28 protein-coding genes are annotated in these 26626 nt (G+C 53.5%); 19 read left to right on the plus strand and 9 right to left on the minus strand.

What is annotated here, in order from left to right; translation table 11 throughout:
• Window positions 1-6 precede the first annotated feature (6 nt).
• Together NST26_RS04975 and NST26_RS04980 are read right to left on the minus strand one after the other, a co-directional pair.
• Window positions 7-609 carry a hypothetical protein gene (locus tag NST26_RS04975; protein ID WP_340978724.1) on the minus strand — a complete coding sequence of 201 codons (603 nt, stop codon included), beginning with the start codon at window positions 607-609 and terminating at the stop codon, window positions 7-9.
• 111 nt (window positions 610-720) lie between these two features.
• The gene (locus tag NST26_RS04980; protein WP_340978725.1) at window positions 721-1392 is read right to left on the minus strand and encodes a sensor domain-containing protein; all 672 of its coding nucleotides are present in this window, start codon (window positions 1390-1392) and stop codon (window positions 721-723) included.
• Window positions 1393-1605: 213 nt separating this feature from the next.
• Here NST26_RS04980 and NST26_RS04985 point away from each other — a divergent pair, with 213 nt between their 5' ends.
• Window positions 1606-2301 (plus strand): copper homeostasis protein CutC, encoded by a 696-nt coding sequence (locus NST26_RS04985; protein ID WP_339312998.1) that lies wholly within the window; start codon window positions 1606-1608, stop codon window positions 2299-2301.
• On the opposite strand, the gene NST26_RS04990 is transcribed toward NST26_RS04985, so the two are convergent.
• A complete protein-coding gene (locus NST26_RS04990; protein ID WP_340978726.1) occupies window positions 2298-3971 on the minus strand; it encodes a helix-turn-helix domain-containing protein in 1674 nt (557 codons plus the stop codon). The genes NST26_RS04985 and NST26_RS04990 overlap by 4 nt on opposite strands.
• A gap of 133 nt (window positions 3972-4104) precedes the next feature.
• Window positions 4105-5088, minus strand: coding sequence for an ABC transporter substrate-binding protein (locus NST26_RS04995; RefSeq protein ID WP_339313000.1), 984 nt, complete (start codon window positions 5086-5088; stop codon window positions 4105-4107).
• Between the two features lie 283 nt (window positions 5089-5371).
• On the opposite strand from NST26_RS04995, the gene NST26_RS05000 reads away from it, so the two are divergent.
• Complete coding sequence (locus NST26_RS05000; protein ID WP_209878793.1) at window positions 5372-6427, plus strand: SPFH domain-containing protein; 1056 nt, start codon at window positions 5372-5374, stop codon at window positions 6425-6427.
• Window positions 6424-7407 (plus strand): sugar kinase, encoded by a 984-nt coding sequence (locus NST26_RS05005; protein ID WP_340978727.1) that lies wholly within the window; start codon window positions 6424-6426, stop codon window positions 7405-7407. The genes NST26_RS05000 and NST26_RS05005 overlap by 4 nt, the downstream gene beginning before the upstream one ends.
• 119 nt (window positions 7408-7526) lie before the next feature.
• Here NST26_RS05005 and NST26_RS05010 read toward each other — a convergent pair whose 3' ends face one another.
• Window positions 7527-8084: a hypothetical protein gene (locus tag NST26_RS05010; RefSeq protein WP_339254048.1), complete on the minus strand. Its 558-nt coding sequence runs from the start codon at window positions 8082-8084 to the stop codon at window positions 7527-7529.
• Window positions 8085-8341: 257 nt separating this feature from the next.
• Here NST26_RS05010 and NST26_RS05015 point away from each other — a divergent pair, with 257 nt between their 5' ends.
• The 7 genes from NST26_RS05015 (at window position 8342) to NST26_RS05045 (ending at window position 14749) form a co-directional block, all read left to right on the plus strand.
• The gene (locus tag NST26_RS05015; RefSeq protein WP_051477844.1) at window positions 8342-9247 is read left to right on the plus strand and encodes a L,D-transpeptidase family protein; all 906 of its coding nucleotides are present in this window, start codon (window positions 8342-8344) and stop codon (window positions 9245-9247) included.
• Between the two features lie 148 nt (window positions 9248-9395).
• Window positions 9396-9974 (plus strand): hypothetical protein, encoded by a 579-nt coding sequence (locus tag NST26_RS05020; RefSeq protein WP_340978728.1) that lies wholly within the window; start codon window positions 9396-9398, stop codon window positions 9972-9974.
• Between the two features lie 39 nt (window positions 9975-10013).
• Window positions 10014-10583 (plus strand): RDD family protein, encoded by a 570-nt coding sequence (locus tag NST26_RS05025; RefSeq protein ID WP_036723253.1) that lies wholly within the window; start codon window positions 10014-10016, stop codon window positions 10581-10583.
• 120 nt (window positions 10584-10703) lie between these two features.
• Entirely contained in the window at window positions 10704-11456 is a 753-nt protein-coding gene (locus NST26_RS05030) for a DUF4309 domain-containing protein (protein ID WP_036723254.1), read from the plus strand.
• 157 nt (window positions 11457-11613) lie between these two features.
• Window positions 11614-12768: a winged helix-turn-helix domain-containing protein gene (locus NST26_RS05035; RefSeq protein ID WP_340978729.1), complete on the plus strand. Its 1155-nt coding sequence runs from the start codon at window positions 11614-11616 to the stop codon at window positions 12766-12768.
• A gap of 82 nt (window positions 12769-12850) precedes the next feature.
• The gene (locus NST26_RS05040) at window positions 12851-14134 is read left to right on the plus strand and encodes an MFS transporter (protein ID WP_340955633.1); all 1284 of its coding nucleotides are present in this window, start codon (window positions 12851-12853) and stop codon (window positions 14132-14134) included.
• 48 nt (window positions 14135-14182) lie between these two features.
• Window positions 14183-14749 carry a histidine phosphatase family protein gene (locus tag NST26_RS05045; RefSeq protein WP_340955631.1) on the plus strand — a complete coding sequence of 189 codons (567 nt, stop codon included), beginning with the start codon at window positions 14183-14185 and terminating at the stop codon, window positions 14747-14749.
• Window positions 14750-14879: 130 nt separating this feature from the next.
• On the opposite strand, the gene NST26_RS05050 is transcribed toward NST26_RS05045, so the two are convergent.
• Entirely contained in the window at window positions 14880-15188 is a 309-nt protein-coding gene (locus NST26_RS05050) for a Dabb family protein (RefSeq protein ID WP_340955629.1), read from the minus strand.
• Between the two features lie 165 nt (window positions 15189-15353).
• Here NST26_RS05050 and NST26_RS05055 point away from each other — a divergent pair, with 165 nt between their 5' ends.
• Entirely contained in the window at window positions 15354-16211 is an 858-nt protein-coding gene (locus NST26_RS05055) for a helix-turn-helix transcriptional regulator (protein ID WP_340955626.1), read from the plus strand.
• Window positions 16212-16504: 293 nt separating this feature from the next.
• On the opposite strand, the gene NST26_RS05060 is transcribed toward NST26_RS05055, so the two are convergent.
• From NST26_RS05060 to NST26_RS05070, 3 genes are all read right to left on the minus strand, one after another.
• On the minus strand, window positions 16505-17284 hold the full coding sequence (locus NST26_RS05060) for a TatD family hydrolase (protein WP_340955623.1): 780 nt from the start codon (window positions 17282-17284) through the stop codon (window positions 16505-16507).
• 27 nt (window positions 17285-17311) lie between these two features.
• Window positions 17312-18436, minus strand: coding sequence for a stalk domain-containing protein (locus NST26_RS05065; RefSeq protein ID WP_340955622.1), 1125 nt, complete (start codon window positions 18434-18436; stop codon window positions 17312-17314).
• A 185-nt stretch (window positions 18437-18621) separates the two neighbouring features.
• Window positions 18622-19197, minus strand: a complete 576-nt coding sequence (locus NST26_RS05070) for a TetR/AcrR family transcriptional regulator (RefSeq protein ID WP_340955620.1) — start codon at window positions 19195-19197, stop codon at window positions 18622-18624.
• A 152-nt stretch (window positions 19198-19349) separates the two neighbouring features.
• Between NST26_RS05070 and NST26_RS05075 the strand changes: the two genes are divergently transcribed.
• From NST26_RS05075 to NST26_RS05110, 8 genes are all read left to right on the plus strand, one after another.
• Complete coding sequence (locus tag NST26_RS05075) at window positions 19350-20570, plus strand: MFS transporter (RefSeq protein WP_339313007.1); 1221 nt, start codon at window positions 19350-19352, stop codon at window positions 20568-20570.
• A gap of 190 nt (window positions 20571-20760) precedes the next feature.
• Window positions 20761-21324 (plus strand): sigma-70 family RNA polymerase sigma factor, encoded by a 564-nt coding sequence (locus NST26_RS05080; protein ID WP_340978731.1) that lies wholly within the window; start codon window positions 20761-20763, stop codon window positions 21322-21324.
• On the plus strand, window positions 21321-22229 hold the full coding sequence (locus NST26_RS05085) for a DUF4367 domain-containing protein (RefSeq protein WP_340978732.1): 909 nt from the start codon (window positions 21321-21323) through the stop codon (window positions 22227-22229). The genes NST26_RS05080 and NST26_RS05085 overlap by 4 nt, the downstream gene beginning before the upstream one ends.
• Before the next feature lie 300 nt (window positions 22230-22529).
• Window positions 22530-23612, plus strand: a complete 1083-nt coding sequence (locus NST26_RS05090; RefSeq protein ID WP_076079571.1) for a LolA family protein — start codon at window positions 22530-22532, stop codon at window positions 23610-23612.
• 180 nt (window positions 23613-23792) lie between these two features.
• Window positions 23793-24974, plus strand: a complete 1182-nt coding sequence (gene alr, locus NST26_RS05095; protein WP_340978733.1) for an alanine racemase — start codon at window positions 23793-23795, stop codon at window positions 24972-24974.
• A gap of 211 nt (window positions 24975-25185) precedes the next feature.
• Window positions 25186-25467 (plus strand): CopG family ribbon-helix-helix protein, encoded by a 282-nt coding sequence (locus tag NST26_RS05100; protein ID WP_036697455.1) that lies wholly within the window; start codon window positions 25186-25188, stop codon window positions 25465-25467.
• A gap of 3 nt (window positions 25468-25470) precedes the next feature.
• A complete protein-coding gene (locus NST26_RS05105) occupies window positions 25471-25821 on the plus strand; it encodes a type II toxin-antitoxin system PemK/MazF family toxin (RefSeq protein ID WP_036697332.1) in 351 nt (116 codons plus the stop codon).
• 214 nt (window positions 25822-26035) lie between these two features.
• A complete protein-coding gene (locus tag NST26_RS05110; protein ID WP_268748437.1) occupies window positions 26036-26605 on the plus strand; it encodes a TetR/AcrR family transcriptional regulator in 570 nt (189 codons plus the stop codon).
• Window positions 26606-26626: the final 21 nt, after the last annotated feature.

Here is a 26626-nt window from a genome sequence, read left to right on the forward strand (position 1 = left end):
CTTCCCTTATGCAGAGACGATGTCGCGAATTCTCTCATGTACCTGCTGCGCCTCCAGGAAGGCTGCGGAATATTGAAGATCTGTTTTGCGGGCCGGCAGGCGCGCCGGGAGAAAAGGAATGGATACCACAGGCGTATCTGTGCTGCTAAAATAGATTCTGAGCGTCAGCTCGCGGATCTCTTCGGCAGGACTGCCGCCCTGGACAGGCTCTGTGAATTCATAGCTTGCGGCGGCACCTGCTCGTATTCTCGGTGCACTGGTGGTTATCCGGCTGGTCTTGCTTACCTTGCTGAGAGTCAGAGCATTCTCGACAATCTCTGCTCCAAGGATGGCATCGAACGTATACAGGGTGGCTGTCGCCGGCTCCGGCTTTCCCGGATGCAGCAGCCCGATGGCGAGCGCCTGGCCTTCTTCGTCCAGGGCAATCAGATGGGATTCGTCTGGAGTTATGAACCGCTGGGGGAATTTCAGGCTGAAGGCGGACAGGGCATGGGTAGCCCCGCTATGGCCCGCAGCCCTGGGACGGGAGAGTCTGTACTGAAGAACCGCAGCCAACAGCAGGAGAGACACGCCAAGCACAGCAAACAGATACACCAGGATCATGAGCACTGAACCGCCTCCTCACAAGGTTGTGCGGGCTGCCCTTCTTGCAATCATTTCGGGCACAACCCGCTTCGTAAGCTTTGGCAAGTGAACTATTAATAGATATGCGGGAAGAGATCAGGTATGTATGACTTCAAGCGGGGTACTGGCGGAATTCACAGGTGTTCCTGAAACTGCGTTGATCCAGGCCGCGTACAGACGTCCAAGACCCACAAGCAGCAGCGGCAGAATCAGCAGCAGTACAAATCCGGTTCCGCATAGAATCCACGAGCGTTCATCTGAGGTTGTGCCGGACAGGAAGAAGAAGAACTCCGGGTCCAGCATATTCAAATCATAGGAGAATACCGATGAACTGATTCGCTGGGCCACAGGTGACACAAGAGCACTGAAGGCCACCGCAGGCAGGACCAGTGCCAGTGTGAACCCCAGAATACCTGCGGGCAGCTGGAGGAGACTGTACAGGATTCCCCGGTACGACTCTCTTTCGCGGAGCTGGTGTCCTAATGTCCGCAGCCCCTCCCAGCGGAAGGCGGGGGCATGATCTGCGGCAGCAGGCAGCCCTGTTCCACGTCGGCTGTTGCCGCTGGACCAGGCTTCAACTGTTTTGTGTTCACTGGACATCATGCTGCGGCACCAGGCCAAGGTCAGGGCCAGCAGCGGCAGCCCCACCCATACAATAATCAAGGGCAGGCTTGCACATAGACCTGTAACAGCAATTACGAAGGCGATGATTCCTTTGGGCAGAGAGAGGATCAGCATTTTCCACGCGTGTATACTTTGTCTTATCATTCAGGGCGCTCCATTCCGGATTTCCAAATTTCAACTTCTTCAGTATAGAGGCTTCATCCAGAGAACACACTCTCCAAAAGGCGGGAAAAATCCTGGTCGCAGGTCTAGTACTGACTTAGTCAGGAATCTTCCTGCTATTTACAATGTTTATCTTTATACTAAGGGTAGAGCGGTTTATAAGGATTACGACTAAGAAGGGGAGTGTAGCAATTTATGCTGTTAGAGGTTATAGCAACTACAGTAAATGATGCGGTCATAGCGGAGCGTTATGGTGCTGACCGGATTGAACTGGTCACGGGTATCCGGGAGGGCGGATTAACGCCTAGTCTGGGACTGATCGAAGCGGTCCGGGAAAAGGTCAGTATTCCTGTGAGAGTGATGGTCAGACCGCACGCCCGCTCCTTCGTGTATGACGCATCCGATGTGGAGACTATGCTGCGCGATATCCGGCATGTAGCCGGGGTAGGCGGGCTGTCTTTGGTTATGGGCATGCTCCGCCAGGACCGGACAATAGATGAAGAACTGCTGAATCGGCTGCTGGAGCGGGCAGGGGGGATGGAGGTTACCTTCCACCGTGCGTTCGACGAGGTGCAGGACCAGCTTGAAGCCCTTGAGGTCTTGAAGCGGTATCCGCAGATTACCGATATCCTGACCTCCGGCGGGACTGCTGCGGCCAATACACCCGGCGGTATGGTAAGGCTCGCCGTATTGGAACGGCTGTCTGCCGGTTCTTCGCTCTCCATCCTGGCAGGCAGCGGTCTGAATGCCGCAGATCTGAAGGATTTCGTTACAAGGACCGGAGTCCGCCGGGTACACTTCGGATCGGCGGTCCGGGAGGAGGGCGATCCGCTGAAGCCTATTGACCCGGAGCGGCTTGAAGCCATCCGTGCGCTTCTCAAGCCCTGTTAGAGGCCCAGCAGTCTGGGCAGCAGCGTCAGCAGCCGCTCCCGGGTCAGCGCATCGCCGGAATTCCATTTGGCTCCATCCAGCATATAGGCATGGCCCTGCTCCACGGCAGGCAGACTGCTCCAGAGCTCCGTCTGGAGCAGCTGCTCCATGGCCTCCCGGGAGTCCTCCCGTTCTGGAATCAGCATGAAGACACGGTCCCCTGCGTAGCTGTGCAGCATCGCCGGGTCCACTTCGCGGAACCCCAGATCCTTGTCCAGAATGTCCTTGATCTCCGCTGTCGGCTGCAGGCCGCCAGGGGCATACAAGGCCGTGGACAAGCCGGTCATTCCCATGGCGTATAGATGGTTGCCATGGTCATAGAACAGCGCCGAAGCTGTTTCACCCTTCAAGAGTCCCCCGGCGTACAGATGCTGCCACATGGCTGCGTTCTTGGCATGATAGGCTTGCAGCCAGACCTCAGCTTCGCGCTGCTTCCCGAGCCACTCTCCAAGAATCCGCAGCCGCTGCTCCAGCGGTGCGAAGGAGTCGAAGGTGAGTGTTGGGGCAATGCCGGATACACCCCGGTAGATCTGTTCATCCGGGCTTGCGAGGATAATCAGGTCAGGCCGGATGGACCGGGTCAGCTGCGGGTCCAGCGGAAATCCGACATTGGCTAAGCGCTTGACCCGGTGGCTATAGACACTGCCCCGGGCGAACGCTTCGTCACCGCCGACAGGCTTCACCCCCAGCGCCAGCACATCGCCTAGTGTCTCCCCGTGGTAGACAACACGCTTCGGACGCTCAGGGATGTCCACCGAATGTCCGGTCCAGTCCGTGACCGTAATCCGGCGTTGCTGCGACCGGGCATATTGCCCGGGAGTCATTCCCGTCTTCTGCCGGAAGCGGCGGCTGAAGTAGTATTCGTCGGAGAAGCCTACCCGCAGGGCAATCTCGCGCAGCGGCTCGGCGGCTTCAAGCAGATAAGTCTTCGAGTGCCCAATGCGCACATCGGTCAGATAATCGAGCGGGCGCTGGCCGGTCAGTTTCTGGAAGATCGGAGTGTATTGCCAGGGGGAGACACCGGCCAGCTCCGCGAGCTGCTTCACCGTGATACTCTCCCTATAATGCTGCTGCATGAAGTGTATCGTACTCTCCACCGATTGCGCCGGACTTGGCAGCTGGCGGGTGGAGTAGTTCTGTTCAAGCAGCAGGAGCAGCAGCTCTTGGAATTGGAGCTGTTGTCTGACATGCTGGAGCTCATCCCTGCCATTATGATGCGCAAGCAGCTCTTCCGCCAGCCGGATCACTCTGGTGAAGGGGTGGACAATCAGCTCTTTTTGCCCCGGGAGCAGTTCATCTACGTAGAACGCAGGGGAATCCCCTGTAGTCAAAGCGGCAAAAGTCAACACATAAAAATAAAGCGTCAGCTCCCGGTTATCCAGACTGTATGAGGTTCCGGGAGGCAGCAGACAGCACTTGTCCGCATGTACAGAGAGTGAGGTCTGCTCAGTGATTCCGAGTTCACCGCGCCCGCCCGTAAACAGCAGGAGCGTATGCTGCTCCGCTGTCTGCACAGCCGATATAGTGTCAGCGCTCTGCATCACCAGTTCAATGCTTCTGAATTGAAACAGCAGGGAACGGAGAGGGGCGGACGGGAGTGCAGACAGGTGGTCGTGGTCAGGCTCGCGCAAGGCAGGCACTCCTTTCAGCAGCTTAGAATTGAATTATATTGAGAACGATTATCAATAAACAATATTGTATATAAAATAAAGCAGCTTATCAACAGGCGTTGATAAGCTGCTTTTCAGTCTGTCTGCCCCGGAATTATTGCTTGCCCAGCATGGTAGGCATCTCGCCGAGCAGCCACTCTCTGGTGGTAGCATCACTGGAGGTCTTCGTGATGTCCTGTGTGTAGACGTAGCCGTTCTTAACGGCAGGCAGGCTGTTCCACACCGCGCTCTTCAGCAGATTGCCGGTCGATTGCTTGGCTTCGTCTGCTACCGGAGTCAGCAGGAAGATACGATCTCCGGCGTATTCCCGGAGCACTTCCAGTGAGATTTCCTGGAAGCCCATATCGGCATCCAGCACCTTTTGAATAGCTGGGGTAGGCTTGAAGCCTTGCTCTCCGTACAGTACCTGCGAGAGGCCCGTCGTTGCCATTACGAACAGCCGGTCCCCCGGATAATAAGTGAAGACCGAAGCGGTCTCACCGTCCTTCATGCCCGCAGCCTTAAGCTGGGCCCACATCGCATCCTCCTTCGCCTGATACTGGGCCAGCCAAGCCTCCGCTTCCTGCTTCTTGCCTAAAATATCTCCAATATCCAGCATCCGCTCCTTCAGGGGGGCGAAGGTATCGAAGATAATCGTTGGAGCGATTTTGGAGAGAGCGTCGTAATCAGCTTCATCAATACCGGCGTAGATAATCAGATCGGGCTGAAGCTCCAGCGTCTTCTCCAGATTGATCGGGAACCCGACATCTGCAATTCCGGTCAGCTTGTCCTCGAAGACCTGGCCCTCCCCCATGGAGAGCGGATAGCCGATGGCTTGTACACCAAGTGCCAGCAGATCGCCATACGTTTCTCCGGAATAGATAATCCGCTGCGGATTCACTGGAATCTCTGCCGTATGGCCTTTGTAATCCGTGTGTGAACGGGTAGTAGCTGCAGCTTCAGCAGTGGCTTGCGCGTCAGGTGCGGTGGTTGCTGCACTACTCCCCTGGTTATTCTTATTGCTGCTGCAGGCGAGCAGTAAAGTGCCCATCAGGAAGAGCATGCCCAGGATAGCGAAGGGTTGTCGAGTCTTGTTCATTGTATGTATGCCTCCCAAAGGTATTGTGATTACCAATAATGATAATCATTATCGTTTAGATCATCATAAATTATAGCCAGTTGTTACTCAATGGACAAAACACGAGGCAGCATTTGAATTTGTACAATATTTTCTTGCTCGTTTTGTTAATAACATATTGATAATATCAAAAAGGTCTGCTATGATGTTGTTAATAACAATTTAATAATAACAATTAATTAATAACTGAGTTTACCTTTGCTCAACAGATGACTCAGAATACACCCCCTAGGAGGTAATGATCATGTTTGGATTCCGGTTCGTGAAATTTCAGCCCAGTGATTATGTGCTCAAGGTGAAGAATGGCAAGGTAGTGCGTGAAGGGGTCGGGCTTTCTTTTCATTATTATGCGCCGACAACTTCGGTGGTTGTCGTGCCTGTCTCTTCGATCGATGTTCCATTCATGTTCGAGGAAATTACGGCGGACTATCAGACGGTAACCGTCCAGGGGCAGCTGACCTACCGGATTGTCGATTACCGCAAGACCACCCAGATCCTCAACTACACCTATAATCTCAAAAAGAACACCTATCTCTCCGACGATCCGCACAAGCTGGCCCAGCGGGTGATTAATATCGCCAAGGTCCTGACCAAGAAGCAGCTCGGGCAGCTCCCGCTGAAGGAGGCTATCCAGTCGAGTGAACGTCTTGCCAAGATGATTACCCATGAAATCGGCCAGAGTGCGGAGATAGAGAAGCTGGGCATTGAGCTGATGGGCCTGTCCATTCTGGCGATTGTACCGAATAAGGAGACGCTGCGGGCCTTGGAAGCGCAGGCCAGAGAGGAGATGCTCCGCAGCGCGGATAACGCGCTATATGAGCGGCGCAATGCTTCGATTGAGCAGGAGCGGCGGGTGAAGGAGAATGAGCTGAATACGGAGATCGCCGTTCAGACGAAGAAGAGACAGATGCGTGAGGCGCTGCTTGATTCTGACCGGTCAGCGAAGCAGAAGCAGAATGAGATGAAGGAAGAGCAGCTGATTTTTGATACGGAGCTGGAGGAGAAGAAGCAGGCGCTGATTGAGCTGGCCATAGCGAATAAGAGAGCCGAAGCGGATGCCAAGGCTTACGAGCTGACGGCGGTAATGAATTCGCTGCAAAATGTATCGCCTAACGTCCTGCAGGCGCTGACAAATGTCGGCATGAACCCGGATAAGCTGATCGCCATCGCCTTCCAGGAGCTAGCGGTGAATGCCGGGAAGATCGGCCAGCTTAACATTACACCGGATCTGCTGCAAGGAATCATGGCCGGCTCGGCAGGAGGTGGAGCCGGAGCAGAAAGAGGAGGTAACGGACGATGAGCAGCCGGGGTTCGGAGAACAAAATCATACTGATCAAGCGCAAGACACGCCTGGAGGAGCTGGTGGTCCGCTACAACACAATCCAGCAGGCCCAGTTCTATATTGAACGGCTGGGAGCCGATTTCAGCGACTACTTAAGTGAGGATTTCCAATACCGCAAGGCGGTGGAGACCGCAGTGACCGAGCTCAGCGCCATCGGCCGGCTCCAGGTGCTGGAGCGGCAGCATGTGCCGAATTTCATCTTCGGGGCCGAGGATACCGTAGTGGTCCTGGGGCAGGACGGTCTGGTCGCCAATACACTGAAATACCTTCAAGAGCAGCCGCTGATCGGAGTGAATCCTGACCCGCTGCGCTGGGATGGCGTGCTGCTGCCCTTCAGAGTCAAGGAGGTGCGGCAAGTGGTGAGTGAGGTGCTGCGTGCCCAGCGCCAGGTCCGCGAGGTTACCCTTGCCAAGGTGGAGCTGAATGACGGGCAGAGCCTGTACGGGGTGAACGATCTGTTCATCGGCCGCCGGACCCATGTCTCGGCCCGGTATCAGCTGGAGCTGAACGGGCAGCTGGAGCAGCAGTCCTCCAGCGGCATCATTGTCTCGACCGGCCTGGGCTCCACGGGCTGGCTCAAGAGTGTGCTCGCCGGAGCTGCGGGTATCGTCAGCCGTGCCGCACAAATGCAGGATGCAGCTGCTGAACAGACAGCCCAGGTGTCTGCGGAGATTGCCGCAGTCAGCGCGGGCAGCGGTCTGGCCTGGAATCATCCCGAGCTGTATTTCACCGTGCGGGAGCCTTTTCCAAGCCGGACGACTTCAGCGGAGCTGGTATTCGGGAGAATCAGCAGCAGTCTGCCGCTGCGCATTACGTCGCAGATGCCCGAGGACGGCGTGATCTTCAGCGATGGAGTAGAGAGCGATTATCTGGAGTTCAACTCCGGGGTGGAAGCGACGGTTGGGCTCGCGGAGAAGACCGGCAGGCTGGTAGTCTAGACGAGGCGCGGACCGTTCATGGCGTGGCGGGTACGCCAAAAGGGTTCTCTCAGCTTCCGCTGCTGCGGTCTGAGAGAACCCTTTTTCGAAATATAAGAATGATATGCTCCCCGCTCTTCCTACTGGAAGCTTCGTCCCTGGTTCATTGGAGCGTTATAGGAGGAGCCTGCGGACATCGGTGTCTGCATTGGCGTATGCATCGGCTGGTGGTTAATCCCCGCGTTGATCGGGCTATGCAGTGAGTTCACCGGCTGGCTGTTTGAAGTGAAGGACGGGCTGAAGGAGGAGTTATACCCTCCCATTCCTGTATTGTGGCTCTGGCCCATTGGCTGGTTCTGTCCCATAGAATGCATTAGTCCCATCTGGTTCCCGGAATTGAAGCTTGGAATGCTTGTATGGGTATTGAAGCCGGAAGTCTGCGTGAACTGCTCCATCGATCTGACCGACTGCGAGATCTGCTGCAGCTGCTGCATCGCGGTCTGATGGCCCTGCAGCGCCTGCTGGATCATCTGAATGGCCTTGCTGTTATGCTGGCTAAGCTCCTGGAGCTTGGCGGCATCCTGCTGCTCCTGCTGAAGAAGCTGCTGGTAATTCTGCGTTCCCTGCTGGGTCTGTGCTATCAGCTGCTGAACGATTTGCTCGCATTCCCGGATCTGTGCAGATGAGTTGGTATTCAAAATAGTTGGCCTCCTTGAGATGGGTGTTTTGGTCATGCGGGCTTATTATCTCTGATGGCGCTGGCGAATATTCATGCTTCGGCGTGCAAGGGAGGCGGTTCCGCCCAGAACGGTTACAATATTGCAAACGTTGCGTCACTCCGGGCGGGACGAGTTGATAAGAATAGGTACAGGCTGCTCTGCAACTATTGCGGCAAATGAACGTCTATGTAGAAAAGACAATCCAGAATCATCCATAACCTGGAGGTGGGGCAACTATGAGTCAGCGTGAACAGGTAAGCCGGATTCAAACGTATTTTCCCAAAAGCATCGCACTAATACTGGTATTTGTAATGCTTTTGACCGCATGCTTCACAGGATCGGCTGCGGCGGCATCGTCTTCCTCAGATCTGATCATTGTGAACAAAAAAACGAACAAACTGGCGTATTACAGCGATGGCAAGCTGGTGAAGATTTTTCCGGTCGCTACCGGCAAAACGAAAAGCCTGACGCCTGAAGGCAGCTTCAAGATGGTGGTCAAAATCAAAAACAGACCCTACTACAAGGAGAAGATTCCCGGAGGCGATCCGGCCAATCCGCTGGGGGACCGCTGGCTGGGGCTGGAGGTCAATGACACTTACGGCACCACCTACGCCATTCACGGTAACAACAATGAATCTTCTATCGGTAAATATGTCAGCGCCGGATGCATCCGCATGCACAATGACGATATTCACTGGCTGTATCCGAAGATTGCGAAGAACACCCGGGTCATCATTACAACCTCCGGGCTAGAGATGGCGGCCATTGCCGAGAAGAACGGCTACCGTCTGGGATCTACGATGATTGCGGGAGCTTTTGTCAAGGGCGGGGAGAAGCTGCCGGTGAAGAATTCCTTCCTGCTGGAGGATTCGCGGGTATACATTCCACTGAGTGAATCCGTGAAGCTGCTGGGCGGAAGCCTGATGCAGGAGGCGGGAACCGGAGCGCTTATCATCACAATCGGCAAGAAGACAGCAGTTCACAAGCCGCTTAGCACGAAGGCCAAAGTGAACGGCAAAACAGTAGAGATGCTAGCCTCCAAAAGTGTAGACGGCCGCCTGTACATTCCGCTGGGCAGCTTAACGCCGTTGTTCGGCCTGCCGTTCACCTGGAATGCTAAAGAGGGAGCAGTGAAGCTGTAAAGTAGTAGTGGCTGCACAAGGCCAGATTATCCAACCAAGATGCCGCCGTATACTGCGGCTCCAGAAGCCAGCCGATCGATTATTGATGGGCTGGCTTCAGTGTTTAACCGGGTGGAGTAGAGTGACAGGATACATAGAGAATAGTAATATGAGAGAGATTTGTTATATTCTTGATCTTCCAGGGGAGGGACTGAAGATTAGAGTACGTATTATAGGCGGCTGCGGGAGCGGGAAGACGTATATCGCCCGGAAATTAGCTCAAAGTTACGGAATTCCGTGCTATGAAACGGATAATTTTGTCTGGGATCGCAGGGACAACACCAAGAACTCCCCGGAGGTACGGGATGGCAAGCTCGCGGAAGCTATGGATGCGGAGTCATGGATCATAGAGGGCGTACATTACCAGTGGGGAACCGAAAGCTTCCGGCAAGCGGATCTGATTTTTCTGATTCGGCCTAAGCCTTATGTACAGGATGCCCGGGTCATCAGCAGGTTCATGAAGACCAGGCTGGGGCTGGAGCAAGGGAATTATAAGCAGTCGTTCAAGTATCTCCGGGTGATGCTGCTGGAATGGAACCGCAGCTTCAGGAGAGAGGGGATTCCTGCGATCATGGCATTAACCGAACAGTATCAGGCTAAGCGGATCATCGTGCAGCAGAATCATGAGATTTTGCAGCATGTGGGCAGGTATGTGCAGGGGAAGAGTGTGCGGGAAACGAGTGATTAACATGAATGATGAGACTACTTTTGCGTAAGGGGTGAAAGTATGGAGCCGTGGATTGAGGAAGAACTTAATTTATACGAATTTGTAGGCTTTTGGAAAAGAGTGCTGATTAATATCATTGACTCACTTATTCTTATTCTTCCTACCTATTTACTGACCAGGATTTCAGTGCCGGCGGCAGAGTCGGCAGGGTCAGCGTTCCCGCTTTTTATACAGTTTGCACTGCTTATGGTGTTCAATATATTTATGGTTGTCCGATACGGCGGGACGCCGGGCAGGCTGCTTCTGGGGGCAAGAATCGTTGATGAGAATGGAAGATACCCGGTGCTCCGGCAGGCTTTGATCAGGGATAGTTTTATTATTGTTAACAGCTTCCTGGCAGTGGTTGTGAGTCTGAATACGGAGGCGTTATCTGCCATACCAAGCAGTCTCGTGAACTGGAGTCCGCTTGCGGCCGATATAAATGTGTTTTTTGGCTGGGTAGTGATTGTGGATTGCCTGTTCGTCGCATTCACCCAGCGCAAGCGGGCGCTGCATGATCTGATGGCCCGAACTTATGTGGTGAACAAAACGGCGCTGGACCGTTATCAGACAGGGAAATTCATAGCATAAGGCAATGCGTATAATACCTGAAACAGGAGGTCTGCACCTGCAACCTTTGTTACAGCCCCTGCGTCATAGGGTACAGTTTAGACAAAAGAGGATGGTTCCCATAACGAAGGAGATGGCAGCATGACTACATTAATTAGAACAATCACAGGTATTCTTATCGTTGGGGCGATGCTCAGCCTTACAGCCTGTAATTCCGGCAAAACGGAACCATCGCTTAACAATACGGCTGCGGCTACAGCAACTGTACAGCCAGGGGATAGCGCTTCATCGGCAGCAGAAGGTGCGCAGGTAAGCGAATCCGGTACAGATGACGGCGCTGCTGCGGGCGCAGAGCCTGTAACTGCTGACTCTGAAGCCGCAGCGGGAGCCTCAACAGAGTCTACGGTTACTGAGGTTGCAGGGGCTGAAGCAGATACCGTAGCTCGAGCCACCCCGCAGGAACGGAGCAAGCAGCTGAAGGAGCTGCTGGAGCTTGCTAAGCAGGGCAAGGTGCCCGGCGTCGAATATGCTGCACACACCGGACTTATTGATGAGGTGGAAGCCGCGTGGGGAGAGCCGGACCTCAAGGAATCGGCAGGCAAGGGAGTCTATTCCACCTACTCCAAGAAGAGTGTGGTGTTTGGTTTTAACAAGGGTATGAAGATTTTTGATGTGCGCTCCAGCGCCCCGGACCTGCGTAACCTGACACTGAAGCAGATTGAAGAAGTCCTCGGCAAGCCGGATGCTACTACCGTGAATGGCGAGCATAATATCTATATTTATCAGGCCAACAAGCAGTATCAGCTCAAATTCATCATCCCGGAATCAACTGGAACGGTAGATCATATCTCGGTGTTCTCGGAGCAGGACTCCATTAATAATATGGCAGGCTAGCCTCGCGTCAACAGGTGGGCCGATTAGAGCGACTGTAGTCACATCAATATTGTAATGAGAAATCCCCTTACAGCGGCAACTGTAGGGGGATTTTTTGGTTCAAGCTGATATAATCGACTTGTGGATTCATTAGCAGAAGAAGAAAAGAGGCACCGCCATGCATCTGGAGTTGAACGGAAGTGAATATAAGGTATCCGCCGGAGGATTAACGGTAGAGCTGCTGCCCAAGGAGTTCGCGCTGCTGCAGTTTCTGTACCGCAACCGCGGGCGGACCTTCAGCCGGGAGCAGCTGCTGGATAAAGTGTGGCCGATGGAATATCCGGTGGAACGGACCGTTGACGATCATATCTACCGGCTGCGCAAAAAGCTGCGGTTACTGGGCGGGATTGACATTAAGACTATTCGCGGGTTCGGGTACAGTCTGGCAATTCCGGGCGGCCTTGCGGGCGTAGCGGTAAATCCGGCAACGAATGACCCGGAGCTGCGGGACACGATGCGTGAGGTGTTCATGAAGTTCCATGTCTACGGTCAGGGGAACTCCATGCTCACTCTTGCCCGCCAGCAGGACATCCTCGGCTACGAGCTGGACCCGCATTATTCTATGGTTGTTCATTTTGTGCAAGGAGATTTGGATTGGTTGGTCCACACGGACGAGATTCCGCTGAAGGACCGGCTCTTTTACCTCAATCTGTTCTACTTCTTCATTGGTGATCCCAGGGAGAAGGTGGCGTACGCCGAGCGACTGATTGCGCGGAATCTGCTGAACCCGCCAGAACAAACCGAGCTTGAGATTCTGACGATGCTGGACATGTACACCCTTGCAGGTCAGCCGGAAAAAGCACTGGAACGTCTGAAGCGTTCCTACCAGGTGATCGCCGGACCCGGCTTCGAGAATTTCATCCCGGTCACGGTAATTACAGAGCTGTTCATCCATCTCTCAGCGGGAGCTTGCGATGAAGAGCTGGAACGGATGGATGAAGCAGTCAGCCGGATTTTGCAGGACAAGCCCTTTTTGCGGGAGATTGGCAACTACAAGGTAGTGAAGGGACTCTGGAAGCTGCGCCGTGAACAGTGGGCAGAGGGGGAGCGGCTCATCAATGAGGGATTGCAGGTGCTGGATATGTCGGGATTCGTGCCGCTGCGCTTCTATGCACTGTACAAGATTCATCATTTTTGCCGGATGTTCCTGACCGGAAGTGCCTTGGACCGAAAGTATAATAGCCTGTTTGCGGCCGAGCTTGAAGCTTGTGGCCTGGACAGACTGGAACACACTCTGGAGCGCATTCTGCTGCCGCTGCTGGAGACCCCATGATAATTCTCTGACAATTCTCCGTTACTTTAGAATCATAGATGGAGCTTCATCTACGATCTTATGTAACCTGGAGGAGTGTCAGATGGAACGATCAACCAAGCAGGGAAACAGTCTGCTTCATAACAAAACGTATATGCGGGTGTACAGCGCTTTTGCCACAGCGAGCTTCGGCGACTGGTTCGATGCACTGGCGATTCAGGTGCTGGTCGGTTACCGCTGGCAGGCCGGGCCGCTGATGCTGGCCCTCATTCCGGTAGCGCTGGCGCTGCCGAGTATTCTGCTCGGCTCGATTGCCGGGGTAGCCGCCGACCGGCTGAACAAGCTGAAGCTGATGCGCATCTGCGATCTGCTGACAGCGCTGCTGACCCTGCTGGTGCTGTTCGCCCCGAGTATGGTCTGGCTGCTGCCGCTGCTGGCGCTGCGCTCAGCGCTGTCTACACTGAATATGCCGGCCCAGCAGTCCTTGACCCGCAGTCTTGTGAGAGAGGACCAGCTGCTGCAAGCCTCATCACTCAACGGACTGGTCAACCAAGGCTCCAAAATCGCCGGGCCGCTGCTCGGAGGTCTGGCGCTCGCCTTCCTTACGCCGCAGTGGTGCATCCTGCTCAATGCCTTGCTGCGCGGCTGTTCTTATCTGCTGCTGCTATCCGTAAAAAACATCCATACGGAGGAAGAAGACAGCAAGCAGCCGGAAGCGCCGGACAACAAGATACCACTCCGCACCATGTGGCGGGAAGGCTGGAGCTTCATGCTCCGCAGCCGGCTGCTGCTGAATACGATGCTGTTCGGACTTGCCGGGTCGTTAGTGATTCAGGTCGTCGACTTTCAATTCACCAGCCTGTTCCGGGTATTCGCACCAGACCGGGAATCCCTGCTCGGCTGGATGGTAGCTGCTACCGGAGCTGGAGCTGTGCTCATCATCCTAATCCTGAACAAGCTGAAATTGGAAGAAGGTTATGGCTGGAAGCTGGGATCTGGGTATGTCCTGATCGGCGGATCAATTGCGGCGCTGGGTCTGCTTCAGCCGGGGGCATCTATGATTTGGGTGCTGCTGATCGGGTTTGTGCTGGGGATCGGCAACGGGGTATTCATGATTACTTTCAATTACTGTCTGCAAAAAGAAACCCCGCCGCACATGACCGGCCGCATCTTCGGCATTCAGAACACCGTCCTCAGCACGGTACTCATTGTGGCACCTTTGCTGGGCGGCGTGCTTGTGCAATATGCAGGTCCGGCCCGCATTTTTGTTAACATTGGCTTACTGCAGCTGCTCTTGGGTCTGATGGGTGTGGCGTTCAGACGGCAGCTCTGGCCGGTGGCGAGGTCTACAGCGGAAGCCGCTCAGCCAGCGGTAGAGAGTAGCTAAGAAGGTTAACGGATCACTAATTTCTGTATGTACGATTAGGAGGAGCTTATGACAACTTATATCTACATGGTAAGGCACGGAGACTCGCTCCGTACCGGGGTGGATGAATGGACACGCGGCCTTTCGCCCAAGGGGGAGGAGGATGCCCTGCAGGTCACGGAATGCCTGAAGGATGAAGGGATAGATGTATTGTACAGCAGCCCGTATATCCGGGCTGTCAATACGATAGCCGATCTGGCTGATAAGCTGGGGCAGGAAATCATTCTGATCGATGATCTTAGAGAAAAGGTCTGGATGGAGGGCAACCAGCAGCTATCCGACGAAGGCTTATACGATGAACTCCAGAAGATGTACACCGATCCCGATTATGCCCTGCCGGGCGGGGAATCGAACCGGGAGTGCCAGGCACGGGCAGTGAAGGCGCTGCAGAATATTCTGCGGACCCATGAAGGGAAAAGAGTGGCCATCGGAACCCATGGTATGGTGATGTCCTTGATGATGGGCCATTATTCCCCGGGATACGGTCTGGACTTCTTACTACAGACGACCAAGCCGGATATTTATGTCATGGAGTTCGGAGAAGATGAAGTGTCGGTCCGGCGGATGTCGCTTTAAGCTGAGTAGAGTCCGAGGTGATTCCACAATGTTATAAAGGGTTTGAAACAGCCGAAGCTGAATGATACTCAATAATAATCTCAAGAAGGCAGCCGACCAATGTGGTGGCTGCCTCTTTAGCTTTTCGTGATCAACTGGCCGCAAACGGATAATCAATAACGATGATTCCATCAACAAATGGGCCTATGGATTGCAATAAATTTTGATGTAGCGGGTGTTGAATATATTCACGGCAAGCTTGCTGATTCTCAAAAGTAACTCTGATCCCCAGCGTGAACCCCTGGGTGTGCTCGATTTCCTCAGTCACGTTAATCCCCGCGCTAAGATCTACGATACCTGGAATTTCCCCCTTAAAGTTCTGCGCGCGCCTAACAGCGTCCTTTTGCTCTGCAATAGAAACATCAGGCTTGAATTTCAATAGCACCATATGCTCAAACATCTTAATCCCCCCAAAACTAATATCAACTTGTCCTAACCATTCTTGCTCTTCTCCTATGGAGGACATAGACTAGTGTACATGAGCCTAACGAGGTTAGGGAGATATCTGGTTATCGTAGGATTGGAAATCCTACGTTCAAGAATAGATAGGAGGCATGAGGAGATTATGGCGGACAGACTGGACCGTTACGGGGAATTGTCTCGTTTTTTGCGCTTACGCCGTGAACGAATGACTCCTAAGCAAGCGGGTTTGCCGGAAACCGGACGCAGACGTACACCTGGACTTCGCCGAAGCGAGGTAGCCCAGCTGGCAGATGTAGGATTGGACTGGTACACCTATTTGGAACAAGGGCGTCCTATTAACGTATCCGCTGAGGTACTTGACCAAATATCAGAAGTGCTTCGGTTCGATGAAGCAGAACGCAGGCATCTGTACCATCTGGCTCGAAAGCAATTTCCCTTGATCAATACTCATCAACCCTCCAAGGTAACAGCGGAACTTCAACGTTTTTTGGATAGCCAAACCCTGTCACCTTCGAATGTCATGGATGCGCATATGAATATCATTGCCTGGAATGAAGCCTACTGTGCAATGAATGGGGATCTCGCGGCTATGTCGGAGAGTGAACGGAATTTTGTCTGGATGACGTTTACTTCTGCCCGTTTCCGCTACGTTAAGGGAGAGCAATGGGAAATGCATGCCAGGCGAATCGTTGCTACTTTCCATGCCGGGTACGCCCGTCACGGCGAAGACCCTTGGTGGTCTGAGCAGTTCGAGGCACTGTCCAAGGTTAGCAGTGAGTTTCGTGAATTTTGGGACTCTCATGAGATTCTCGATGCCATAGATGCTCCGAAGACGCTGCATTGTCCGAATCTCGGGAAATTGAATTTCGATCTTGTATCGTTTCAGTATTTGAACGACTCAAATTTGACCGTATCCATCCATGTTCCTCATCAAGACGGCACGGTGGAAAAAATGCAGCAGCTGTTAATTGATTATCGGGACCAGCGTTACGGGCCCTAAGGGCAATTGGATTAGTTTGGTCGAAGCTAACATTCAGGGCTAGTTGTATTATGTGCATTTAAAAACAGTCAAAAGGAAGGAGTAGCTCTTCTAACTGTAGTTTGTACAACTAAATTTGCCTGAGTGGGCGAGATCCCCGATAATGAGCTATTTTAAATGTATGAAATACAACTAAACGTATATTTGGCAGTGAATCAAACGTTTTAATTGTACGGAATGCACTTAAGTATATAGCTTAGTTTGTACCTTAACAGATTTAAGTCTGGTGCTGTATTTAAGTGGAACTGCTAACCCTATAGCCCATAGAATCGTTTTGTGTTGGCCGTCAGCAGGGCCTGGGCCTCTGGAACGGAATATCCATGCAGCGCCCCCCAGGCGGCAGCAACGTCATGGACCATAGCCGGATGGGTGGTGCGCCCGGCGTACGGTCCTTCAAACGGCCACGGGCCGTCCGTCTCTGCCATGACCAGCTCCGGCGGATAGCGGCGTGCCAGCTCCTGAATCTCCGGTTCGTAGAGGATGTCGGGAGTGAAGGAAATGTAGTAACCGCGGCTAATCATCCGGTCAACGGTAGCAGCGGGGCCCTTGAACCAGTGGAAATGGGCCTGCGTAAGGCCATGCTGCTCCAGCAGATCGCATACGGTCCACGCATCCTCATAGACGGCATGTAGTACTACAGGCTTGCCCAAACGTGCAGCCAGTCCAAGAAGTCTGTCCAGAAGCTGAATATAGGGTGCCATATCCCAAGCTTCGCCACGCTCCACAGCCTCGGTCCGGGAGTAGTAGGGAAGGCCGATTTCACCAATAGCGGCCATACTTCCAGCATGGTCTGTAATCCATTTCAGTAGCACGTTCAGTTCTTTCTCCGCAGGCAGCGCCTGCTCTGGATGGAAGCCATACGCAGGCTTCACGAGGCCCGGATAGCTGGCTGCTAACTCCAGAGTTCGCTTGCTCGAAGCGAGATTCATCGAGACGGCTATCAGCGACTCTATGCCCTGCTCTGGCAGTCCCTCCAGCAGCGAGGACACTACGTGATCCTCATATTGGTCTAGATGAATATGGGCATCAATCATGGCTAAGCTCCTTCCCCGGCAACCTTCTTATTTCTCCAAAATGGCTTCACCGCGTTCATCCGGCTCAAAAGCAATAGACCCCAGCTCCATCCCCGTCTTGCCTGCCTTATATTCCAGCTTCAGGGTACCGACACTCTCGGTCATGCCGACCATTAAGCTGGTGTCCGCAAGCAGTTTGTTATTCTCTACTGAATAGTAGGTTACTGCGCCAATGGCCGCTTTGCTGCCGAAATACTTCAGGCCGTCCTCAGCACGGTCCTGTAGTCTGAGCGTCATCTTGGACGGCTTGAGTCCTGTAAGCTCAAGCTTCAGCAGGACGTCCTTTTGATCCAGCACAATACTGGATGAGACTGCTGCGCGGGCGGCCTCGTCCGCAGCAGGCACGGAGAGCTCCTTCCCCTGCTCCGGCTTCACGACATGAACCTCCTGTGCAACCAGCGAGGTTCCGGTTCCCAGGGTGAACACAACCGTAGCCTCCGGTTTGCCGTCAGAATCTACATCAGCATAGAAGAGCTGAGGCGGATGCGAGTAGTCTCTGGATACCGTCCAGTTGAAGTGTTGCTTTTTCCCGTTCACTTCAAGGATGAATCCTTTGTAGGTATCGCCGTCCTTAAGCGCGGCGTACAGCTTCACCTTGGAATTATTCTCTGCAACGGCAAGGGGGGCAGCGGGTACTCTGACGGTTGTGCTAAGACTGCCTGGGGTAATATTAACCCGGCTTCCTCCCGGATTCAGCTCTGTAACAGCTCCCGTAAGGGAATCCAGAGCAGCTGCCGCGATGTATACACGGCCTGCCTTCAGCAGCACAGGGGCGTCCAGATCCTCTTGGTATCCTCCGTCCGTTTGCGTATAAGTCACTTGCATGGAAGCGCTGCCGGGCGTAAGAATAGTCTTGTCCCAGCTTGTGGACAGGGTTAGTTGCTTGAGGGTGTTATTCCATTGCAGCTCTATCGGGAAGTATTCCAGCAGCGCGCGGGCAGGTACGTATAATGTGCCGCCGGAGTGGAAGGGGGGAGCCCCGGGGAGAACGGCTTGTCCGTCCACAACAAGGGATAGAGGAGCAGCAGCAGAATGGGCAATATCTATGGATGAACCCGCCGCATGGCCTGCGAGGAGCAGGGCAATAGCGGCAGCGGTAATTAATTTTTTCATAAGATAACCTCCGGAGTCTGGAAATTCCAATCTCTTGTATTATAAATGAAAAACTCCGCCTGCGGGTCACGTTCTGTTAACAAAGATAAGACAAGCCTGTTACAGCCCTAGCATATACTGCCCATACTGCATTGTGCCTGGACAAATGCAATTTGCCATATCCTAATAGAAGACTTGCAGAAACCTCAAGCTTCAAGCGCCTGAAGGGCAAGTAACACAAGGGCTCTGACAGAGTCTTCGCTCAGCTCTCCCCCGGTCAGCAGCAGACGGTAGAAGATGGGGCCATAGACGAGATCAATACAACTCCCGATATCGAGTCCCTGCTTCAGTTCGCCCTGGGCAATCCCCCGTTCAAACAGCTTCCGGGCTTCCTCGCGGCGCGGGCCGAAATATCTGCTCCGGTACGCCTCCGCCAGTCCGGCATCGGATTGCCCTTCACCGATCAGCTCCGTAATGACTTTACCTTCCCGGCTGGTGAGGAACTGCGCGAGCGTCCCCGCATGAATTAGAATGTCCTCCTTGGCGGAACCTGTATCCGGGATTGGCAGTCTGGCGTTAGCAGCGTACAGATATCCGTCCATCACCACCGCCGCTTTATTCGGCCACCATTTATAGATCGTTGCCTTACTGACCTGGGCCTGCTCCGCGATCTTCTCTACGGTAACTGCGCCGAAGCCCGTCTCCAGCAATAATTGATATGAAGCGTTCAGAATAGCGTTCTTGGCCTCGGTATTGCGCGGGCGGCCTCTTTTTTTCTCCATGGTGATTCCTCCTGACAGTGCTAGTTCAACTATAATTGGAGTATACCATAAAACTGCCTATTTACAATACTGAACGTTTAGTATATTATTTGGTCATGGTTAATTAATGTACTTGACGTTCACTATTTAAAAATTGGAAGGTGGCGCTTCAAATGAAAGATGGAATTCCTGCGCAACAACAAACAGTATCCCTTGTTACTCAAAAGGCTGTCCCCGGCTGGATCACTTTTCTGCTCGCTGTATCCTGCGGATTAATCGTGGCGAATCTCTATTATACCCAGACACTGGTTGGGCCCATCGGGCAGGCCATTCATCTGTCCGCCGGAGCGACAGGGCTAATCGTTACCCTGACGCAGATCGGTTACGTAGCCGGACTGCTGTTCATTGTCCCGCTCAGTGATATTATCGAGAACCGCCGGCTGACTGTAATGTCACTGATTCTGGTGGTGGCCGCCCTGGTGCTGTCCGTTCTGGCACCAAATGCACCGCTGTTCCTGGCCGCCTCCTTGCTGATCGGGCTGGGCTCGGTAGCCGCACAGGTCCTGGTGCCGTATGCCTCCTATCTGGCCACAGAGGAAGATCGCGGCCGCGTCGTTGGCAATGTGATGAGCGGCCTCTTGCTGGGCATTATGTTCGCCCGCCCGGTGGCCAGCTTCATGGCCGGACTCTGGGGCTGGCAGTCCATCTTCATCGTCTCGGCTGTCGTAACTGCGCTGCTGACACTGCTACTAGCCCGTGTCCTGCCCGCCCGGAAGCCCGCTCCCGGCTTGAGATACGGACAATTGCTCCGCTCTCTGGGCACATTGCTCATGCATACGCCGGTGCTGCGGCGCCGCGCCTTATACCAGGCCAGCCTGTTCGGTGCCTTCAGTCTGTTCTGGACGACTGTTCCGCTACATTTGTCCAGTGAGTATCACCTGTCCCAGCAAGGAATCGCCCTGTTTGCCCTGGCTGGTGTGGGCGGAGCCGTAGCAGCGCCGATTGCGGGCAGATTGGCTGACAAGGGCTGGACCCGGTTATTGACTGGTCTTGGCATTTCACTGGCCGTTCTCTCCTTTATCCTGGCTTACCTGCTGCGGGATACCTCCAATCTTACTCTAGGCCTGCTGGTGCTGACGGCCATTCTGCTCGATATGAGCGTGTCCGGTAATCTGGTGCTGGGGCAGCGGGCGATCTATTCACTGGGCAATGAGACCCGGGGGCGGCTGAACGGCTTGTTCATGGCGATTTTCTTCATTGGAGGAGCCGTGGGATCATCACTCGGGGGCTGGGCGTATGCTTACGGCGGCTGGAGTCTGACTACTCTAATCGGGCTGGCACTGCCAGTGCTGGCGCTGATCTACTTTTTGACCGAGAAGAAGGAGCACGCTTGAGAAAAGGAGCCTTGGCGTTCAGCAATAATCCGCATAGCCAGTCATTCCTAAAAAAACTACAGTAGGCAGAGGAGCTTCGATCCTCTGTCTTTTTTCGTCTGCATATGTAATGGATTCGATAGATAGAGCGTATTAGCTCATGTAAATTACTTGGCCAAGTAAATTCAGCCTGGAAGGGAGGGCTTAAGGAATGCAAGAGCGCGCATTGCTGCCTTTGATACATGACAGGGTTTCATCCCATATAGAGACAGAGCTGGAGTTTTCAGCCGTTTTCGAAGTCTATTATAAACGGATATTCAACTATATCGCCTACCGGGTGAGCTGCCGTTACACCGCCGAGGATCTGGCCAGCCAGGTGTTCGAGAAGACGCTATCCAAGCTGCCCGCCTACTCCCCGGAGAAAGCGCCGCTGGAAGTGTGGCTGTTCGCCATTGCCCGCAACGTAGTGAATGATTATTACCGGAGCCGCGCGCGGCAGCGCTTCTTCTCACTGGACAGTGTCAGGGAGCTGGTGTCGGGCAAAAAAGAGCCGGAGACGCTCATCCTCGGCAGAGAGCGCAGCGATAGGCTACAGGATGCGCTGGACACGCTCAGCCCGAAGGAACGTAACCTCATCGCTCTGAAATTCGGGGCGGATCTGAAGAATACGGAGATTGCCCGGATTACCGGAATCTCGGAGAGCAATGTCGGAGTCATTCTCTATCGCAGCATGCGAAAACTGAAATCTGAAATAGGGAGTGTGGAAGAGCTATGAATAACAAGAAGAGCGCCGTACAGGCAGATGAGCTTGAGCTTCAGGAGCTGGGGGACTATCTGGCCCGCCAGGACTTCTCACGGGAATCCGATCCGGCGGAGGTTCTCCGCCAGGTGAGGAACCGCTCCATTCAGAAACAACAGGAGGATGATAGAATGAAGAACAAACAACGAATCAGACGTCCGGTGATGATTGCAGCTTCTCTGCTGATGGCAGCCGTGGTGAGCGTGTCTTTCGTCAGACCCTCGTTCGCACAGGAAATGCTGGAGCGTGTGCTGAATTCAGTCCATCTGGGACATATTGAGGTCGCTCAGATGGACGGGAGTCACCCTAAGGAGTTCCCGGATGCCTGGAAGGGCAAGATATTTGACCAGGAGGGGAATCCCGTCACTTCGTTTAACCCCATGCCGGAAGCCATCTTCAATGCTGCCGGGGAGGCCATCGTCAATTTCGACGGGGATAAGCTGATTACCCTAAGCGAGCAGGAGCAGCTTGACAAGGAAGCTTCAGAGCAGAAGTTTACCGTCAAGGAGGCAGTTAAGCTGGATCAATACGCTCTCTTCAAGGTGAAGCTGCCGGAATACCTGCCAGAGGGCTTTGCCTTTGACCACGGGGAGTTCTATAAGGACGAGGCGGGTGTAAGCGGGCAGATTGTTGAACTGTTCTTCGCTAGCAAAGATAAGGATAAGCGAATCTGGATGCAGCTGCGCTTGGCCAATGAGGAGAATGCCTTTTCAATGGCAACGGATGATAAGGTGGAGCAGGTGAAGATTAAGGGGACGGATGCGGCTCTGGTCAGTGACAGAAGCCTGGACTGGGAAGCAAATGGCGTGTTGTACGTTCTCAGCACCCGCGGCCTTGACCGTGCAGAGGTCCTGAAGATTGCAGAATCCATTAACTGGTAAGCTGCTGAGCAGCGGATAAGGGAACAGGTACGAGGCATAGGAAGAATCAGAGCACCAGACTGCAACCCCGGAGCGTGGCGGGGATCGCGGGCTGGTGCTTTTTGCAATAGTGTTTCTACTATATAGAAGGAAATAAGAGGAACCATACATAGATTGTTAGATGCCCGGGTGGCGGGAGCGGATTCGCGGCTGGAATAACACTTCTCTTCATGCTTGTCATGCCCGTCTGCATATTGAGGCCAAGTCCTTCATAGACATGTACTAATCAATGCATTCAAAACAGGTTAAGGGGATGATGTCATGCGCCGGATAACATGGGTACTCGCGATCATTATGAGCGTGGCCTTAGTATTGGCGGGGTGCGGGAAGAAGGATGCCGCCTCTGTGGTCAAGGATCTGAATCAAGTGTCTGACAAGCTGGAGAGTAAGCAGGGAGCTTATCAGGGCTCAGGCACGATGACCTTGTACACTGGGGAGCAGCCGCAGGATTACAAGGTGGAGGTATGGTATAAGAATCCTTCGTATTACCGGATCAGCCTGTCGAACGTCCAGAAGGATGTGAAGCAGATTGTGCTGCGCAATGATGAGGGCGTATTCGTCCTGACCCCAAGCCTTGGCAAAAGCTTCCGCTTCCAGAGCGACTGGCCGGACAGCCAGGGTCAGGTGTATCTGTACCAGACGCTGCTGAAGGGAATTGTCTCCGACAACAACCGGCAGTTCGTGGAGGACGGGGATAATTATGTGTTCGAGGTCGCTGCGAACTATCAGAGCAGTGCGCTGGTCCGCCAGAAGATCTGGCTGAATAAAAAGACCTATGAGCCGAAGCAGGTGCAGGTATCGGATTCCGAAGCCAAGGTTGTGGTGAATGTGACCTTCGACAGCTTTAAGTTCGATCCGGAATTCACAGCAGATTCCTTCGATATGCAGAAGAATATGGCGGCCGGCAGCCCTTCCGAGAACACGATGGCGGAAGTGGACCAAGAAGGTAATCCGGTGGTCTCTGAAGATGGTGAACAGGCCGGTGAGCCGGTTACGGCCGAGCTGGGCGACTTCGGGATCATTGAGCCGGCTTACATTCCGGCCGGTGTGAAGCTGAAGGACACGAACAAAATTGAAGGCAGCAAGGACCATGCGGTGCTGATCCGCTATGACGGCGTCTACCAGTATACTATTATGGAAGCCCGTCCGCTGGACCGTGCGGTGTCGCTGGCTCCCGGAACATTGGTCGATCTGGGCTTCACGGCAGGCCTGCTTAGCGGGGATGAGCAGCAGACGCTGACCTGGATGAGCGAGGGTGTAGAGTACCGGATAACAAGCGCAAATCTGCCAGTTACGGAAATGATGCAAATAGCCGCTTCTATGGAGGAACAATCGGGTAAATAAAAAACAGTGGGCGGATACTGCGCAAGGTGGGAATCATTCCTCTACCCGCGGTATCCGTTTTTTGTCTACATCTGCTCACATTGACAGCGGCCTTCACGAGCATTACCATTGGCAGTAAGACTTCTGATCTGTGCGAATAAGGCAGAGATGTTTTACTACAATGTAAGAAGGTGACCTGAAGTGAAGGCAAGCTATCGGCCGACAGCAGCCGAGATTAACCTGGATGATTTGCGTGCCAACTACGAAGCTTTTCGCGGCGTATTGCCGCAGGAGACCAAGTTCATGGGATGCGTCAAAGGAAATGCGTATGGACATGGAGCAGTGGAAGTGACGCGGGAGCTGGAGCGGCTTGGAGCGGACTACGTCAGTGTTGCTTTTCTCGATGAGGCATTGGAGCTGCGTCAGGCGGGAATACTACTTCCTATCCTGGTGCTGGGCTATACTTCACCGGAAGGCATTGCCGTAGCCTGGGAGAACAATATTACCGTTACACTGTTCACACCGGAGGTACTGGAAGCGGTTAGCGCCCTTCCTGTAGAGAAGGAGCACCGGCTGAAGGTACACATCAAGATTGACAGCGGAATGGGCAGACTGGGATTATTGCCGGAGGATGCACCTGCATTCATCGCTGAGGTCCATGCGATTGCACAGGTGGAGCTTGAAGGCATGTTCACCCATTTTGCCAGAGCAGACGAACACAATAAAAGCTATACACTAATGCAGCACCGACGTTTCATGAGCGTGGCGGAAGCGCTTCGGGACATGAACATTACCATCCCGATCATACATACGGGCAATAGCGCTACGGCCATTGATACACCTCTACTATCCATTAACATGGTGCGTGTAGGCATAAGCTTGTACGGATTCTACCCCTCGGCTGAGGTGAACCGTGAGCTGGTGGCCTTGCACCCGGTAATGACGCTGAAGACGCAGGCTGTATTTGTCAAAAACCTGCCGCCTGACTCAGGCATCAGCTACGGCACCCGGTACTTCACGGCAGGCGATGAGGTTATCGCTACGCTCCCCGTGGGGTACGCTGACGGATATTCCCGCATGCTAACAGGCAAAGCGGAGGTGCTAATACGCGGACGCCGCGTTCCTGTCGTCGGAACGATCTGCATGGACCAGTGTATGGTATCACTGAAATCTTTCGCTCTAGAAGCGGAACAAATCAAAGCAGGCGAAGAGGTTGTACTCATCGGCCGCCAGGGCACCGAGTCGATCACGGCAGATGAACTGGCGCTCCATTTAGGGACGATCCACTACGAAGTAATCTGTATGCTGGCTCACCGGGTACCGCGCGTGTATGTACGCCAAGGTATGCTACCCAACCTCGTCAATCCCTTGCTGCAAGCCTAATACCCTGACCAGATACCTAGTACAGGAACTGAATATAAGGAACGTACCGTATAGAGCTTGTGACTTATAGTCTATACGAACCGCCATTTCTAGTTTATAATGGGATGCAGCATACTTGATATACTGGCGGCATATATTCCTTGTATAAAATTCCTTGTATATTGTAACACTGGAACACAAGGGCAGAAGGTTTGTGGGGGTGGAAGAGAAGGTGGCCAATTTGCAGAACACCAAAAGAATCATGATCAGCTTGCCCGATCATCTCTTGCAGGAAGTAGATGGGATCGTTCAACTGGAGAACTCTAACCGTAGTGAATTGATCAGGCAGGCCATGAAGCTGTACTTGAGCGATCGGAGGAAACGCACCATCCGCGAGTCCATGCAGCGGGGCTATATGGAAATGGCTAAGATTAATTTGACCATGGCATGCGAGGCCTTTCTCGCTGAGGAAGATGCAGACAGTACTCTTGGCCGCTTAGTAAGCGGGGTGTAACTATTGATTGTTAAACGCGGCGACGTTTTTTTTGCCGACCTTTCACCGGTTGTGGGTTCTGAGCAAGGTGGAGTAAGGCCGGTACTGATTATTCAGAACGATATTGGCAATCGTTTCAGCCCGACTGTGATTGTGGCAGCTATCACTGCCCAGATCCAGAAGGCCAAGCTGCCGACTCATGTGGAGATTGATGCGGCTGCACATGGCTTTGACCGGGATTCCGTGATTCTGCTGGAGCAGGTTCGTACCATTGACAAGCAACGCTTAACGGATAAAATCACCCACCTGGACGATGAGACCATGAAGCTGGTGGATGATTCGCTGCAAATCAGCCTGGGGCTGATTGATTTCTGAACCCTACGGGGATATAACATCAATCATCGTAACAAAAGGCAGGCCGGATCAACTCCGGTGCTGCCTTTTTTGATATACCCGAGGATAGATGAGTGTTGATGATGGGGGTTGTGCGAGGGCATAACTGCGTGCTATAATTGGACCGATCGGTCGGTCTAGAGGAGGGTTAACCATTAAGGGACGTTCAGATGGAGAAGAAACGAAGAGCCGGATTCTGGAGCATGCCACCAGTTTATTTGCGCAAAAGGGCTACGGCGCTGTAAGCATGAACGAGGTCTGCACAGCCGCGAAGGTCAGCAAGGGCAGTCTGTATCACCATTTTCCGGGCAAGGATGAATTGTTCCTGTACGTGGTGGAGGTGGATACCCAGAATTGGCTGAATGAGTGGGAGGAGCTGCGGAGCGGGATTAGCGGAACGGAGGCCCGTCTATACGCGCTGGGGGATCACTATGCAAAGGATATCCAGAATCCGCTGATTCATGCCCTGGAGGAATACGGCAGATCCCATACACTGTCGAAGGAGATCAGCGAGCGCCTTTCACATATTTTCGAATCGGTAACAGAGGCCTGCCGTGTGCTGCTGCAGGAGGGGATGGATTCCGGTTACTTGATCCGTGGTGACCTGGATAACTATGTGATCACGCTTAGCGCTATGCTGGAGGGAATCAGCCGGGTCCATGAGATCACAGGTAAGACCGATACCCCGGAGACGATCAGGGCATACTACCGTGCGGGAATTCAGATCCTGCTTCAGGGGATTGGGTCCGGGAAGATTGAGCAATGAATAGAGATAACTGATGAATTG

Source organism: Paenibacillus sp. FSL R7-0128, from assembly GCF_038002245.1.
GTDB classification, from domain to species: Bacteria; Bacillota; Bacilli; order Paenibacillales; family Paenibacillaceae; genus Paenibacillus_AQ; species Paenibacillus_AQ silagei.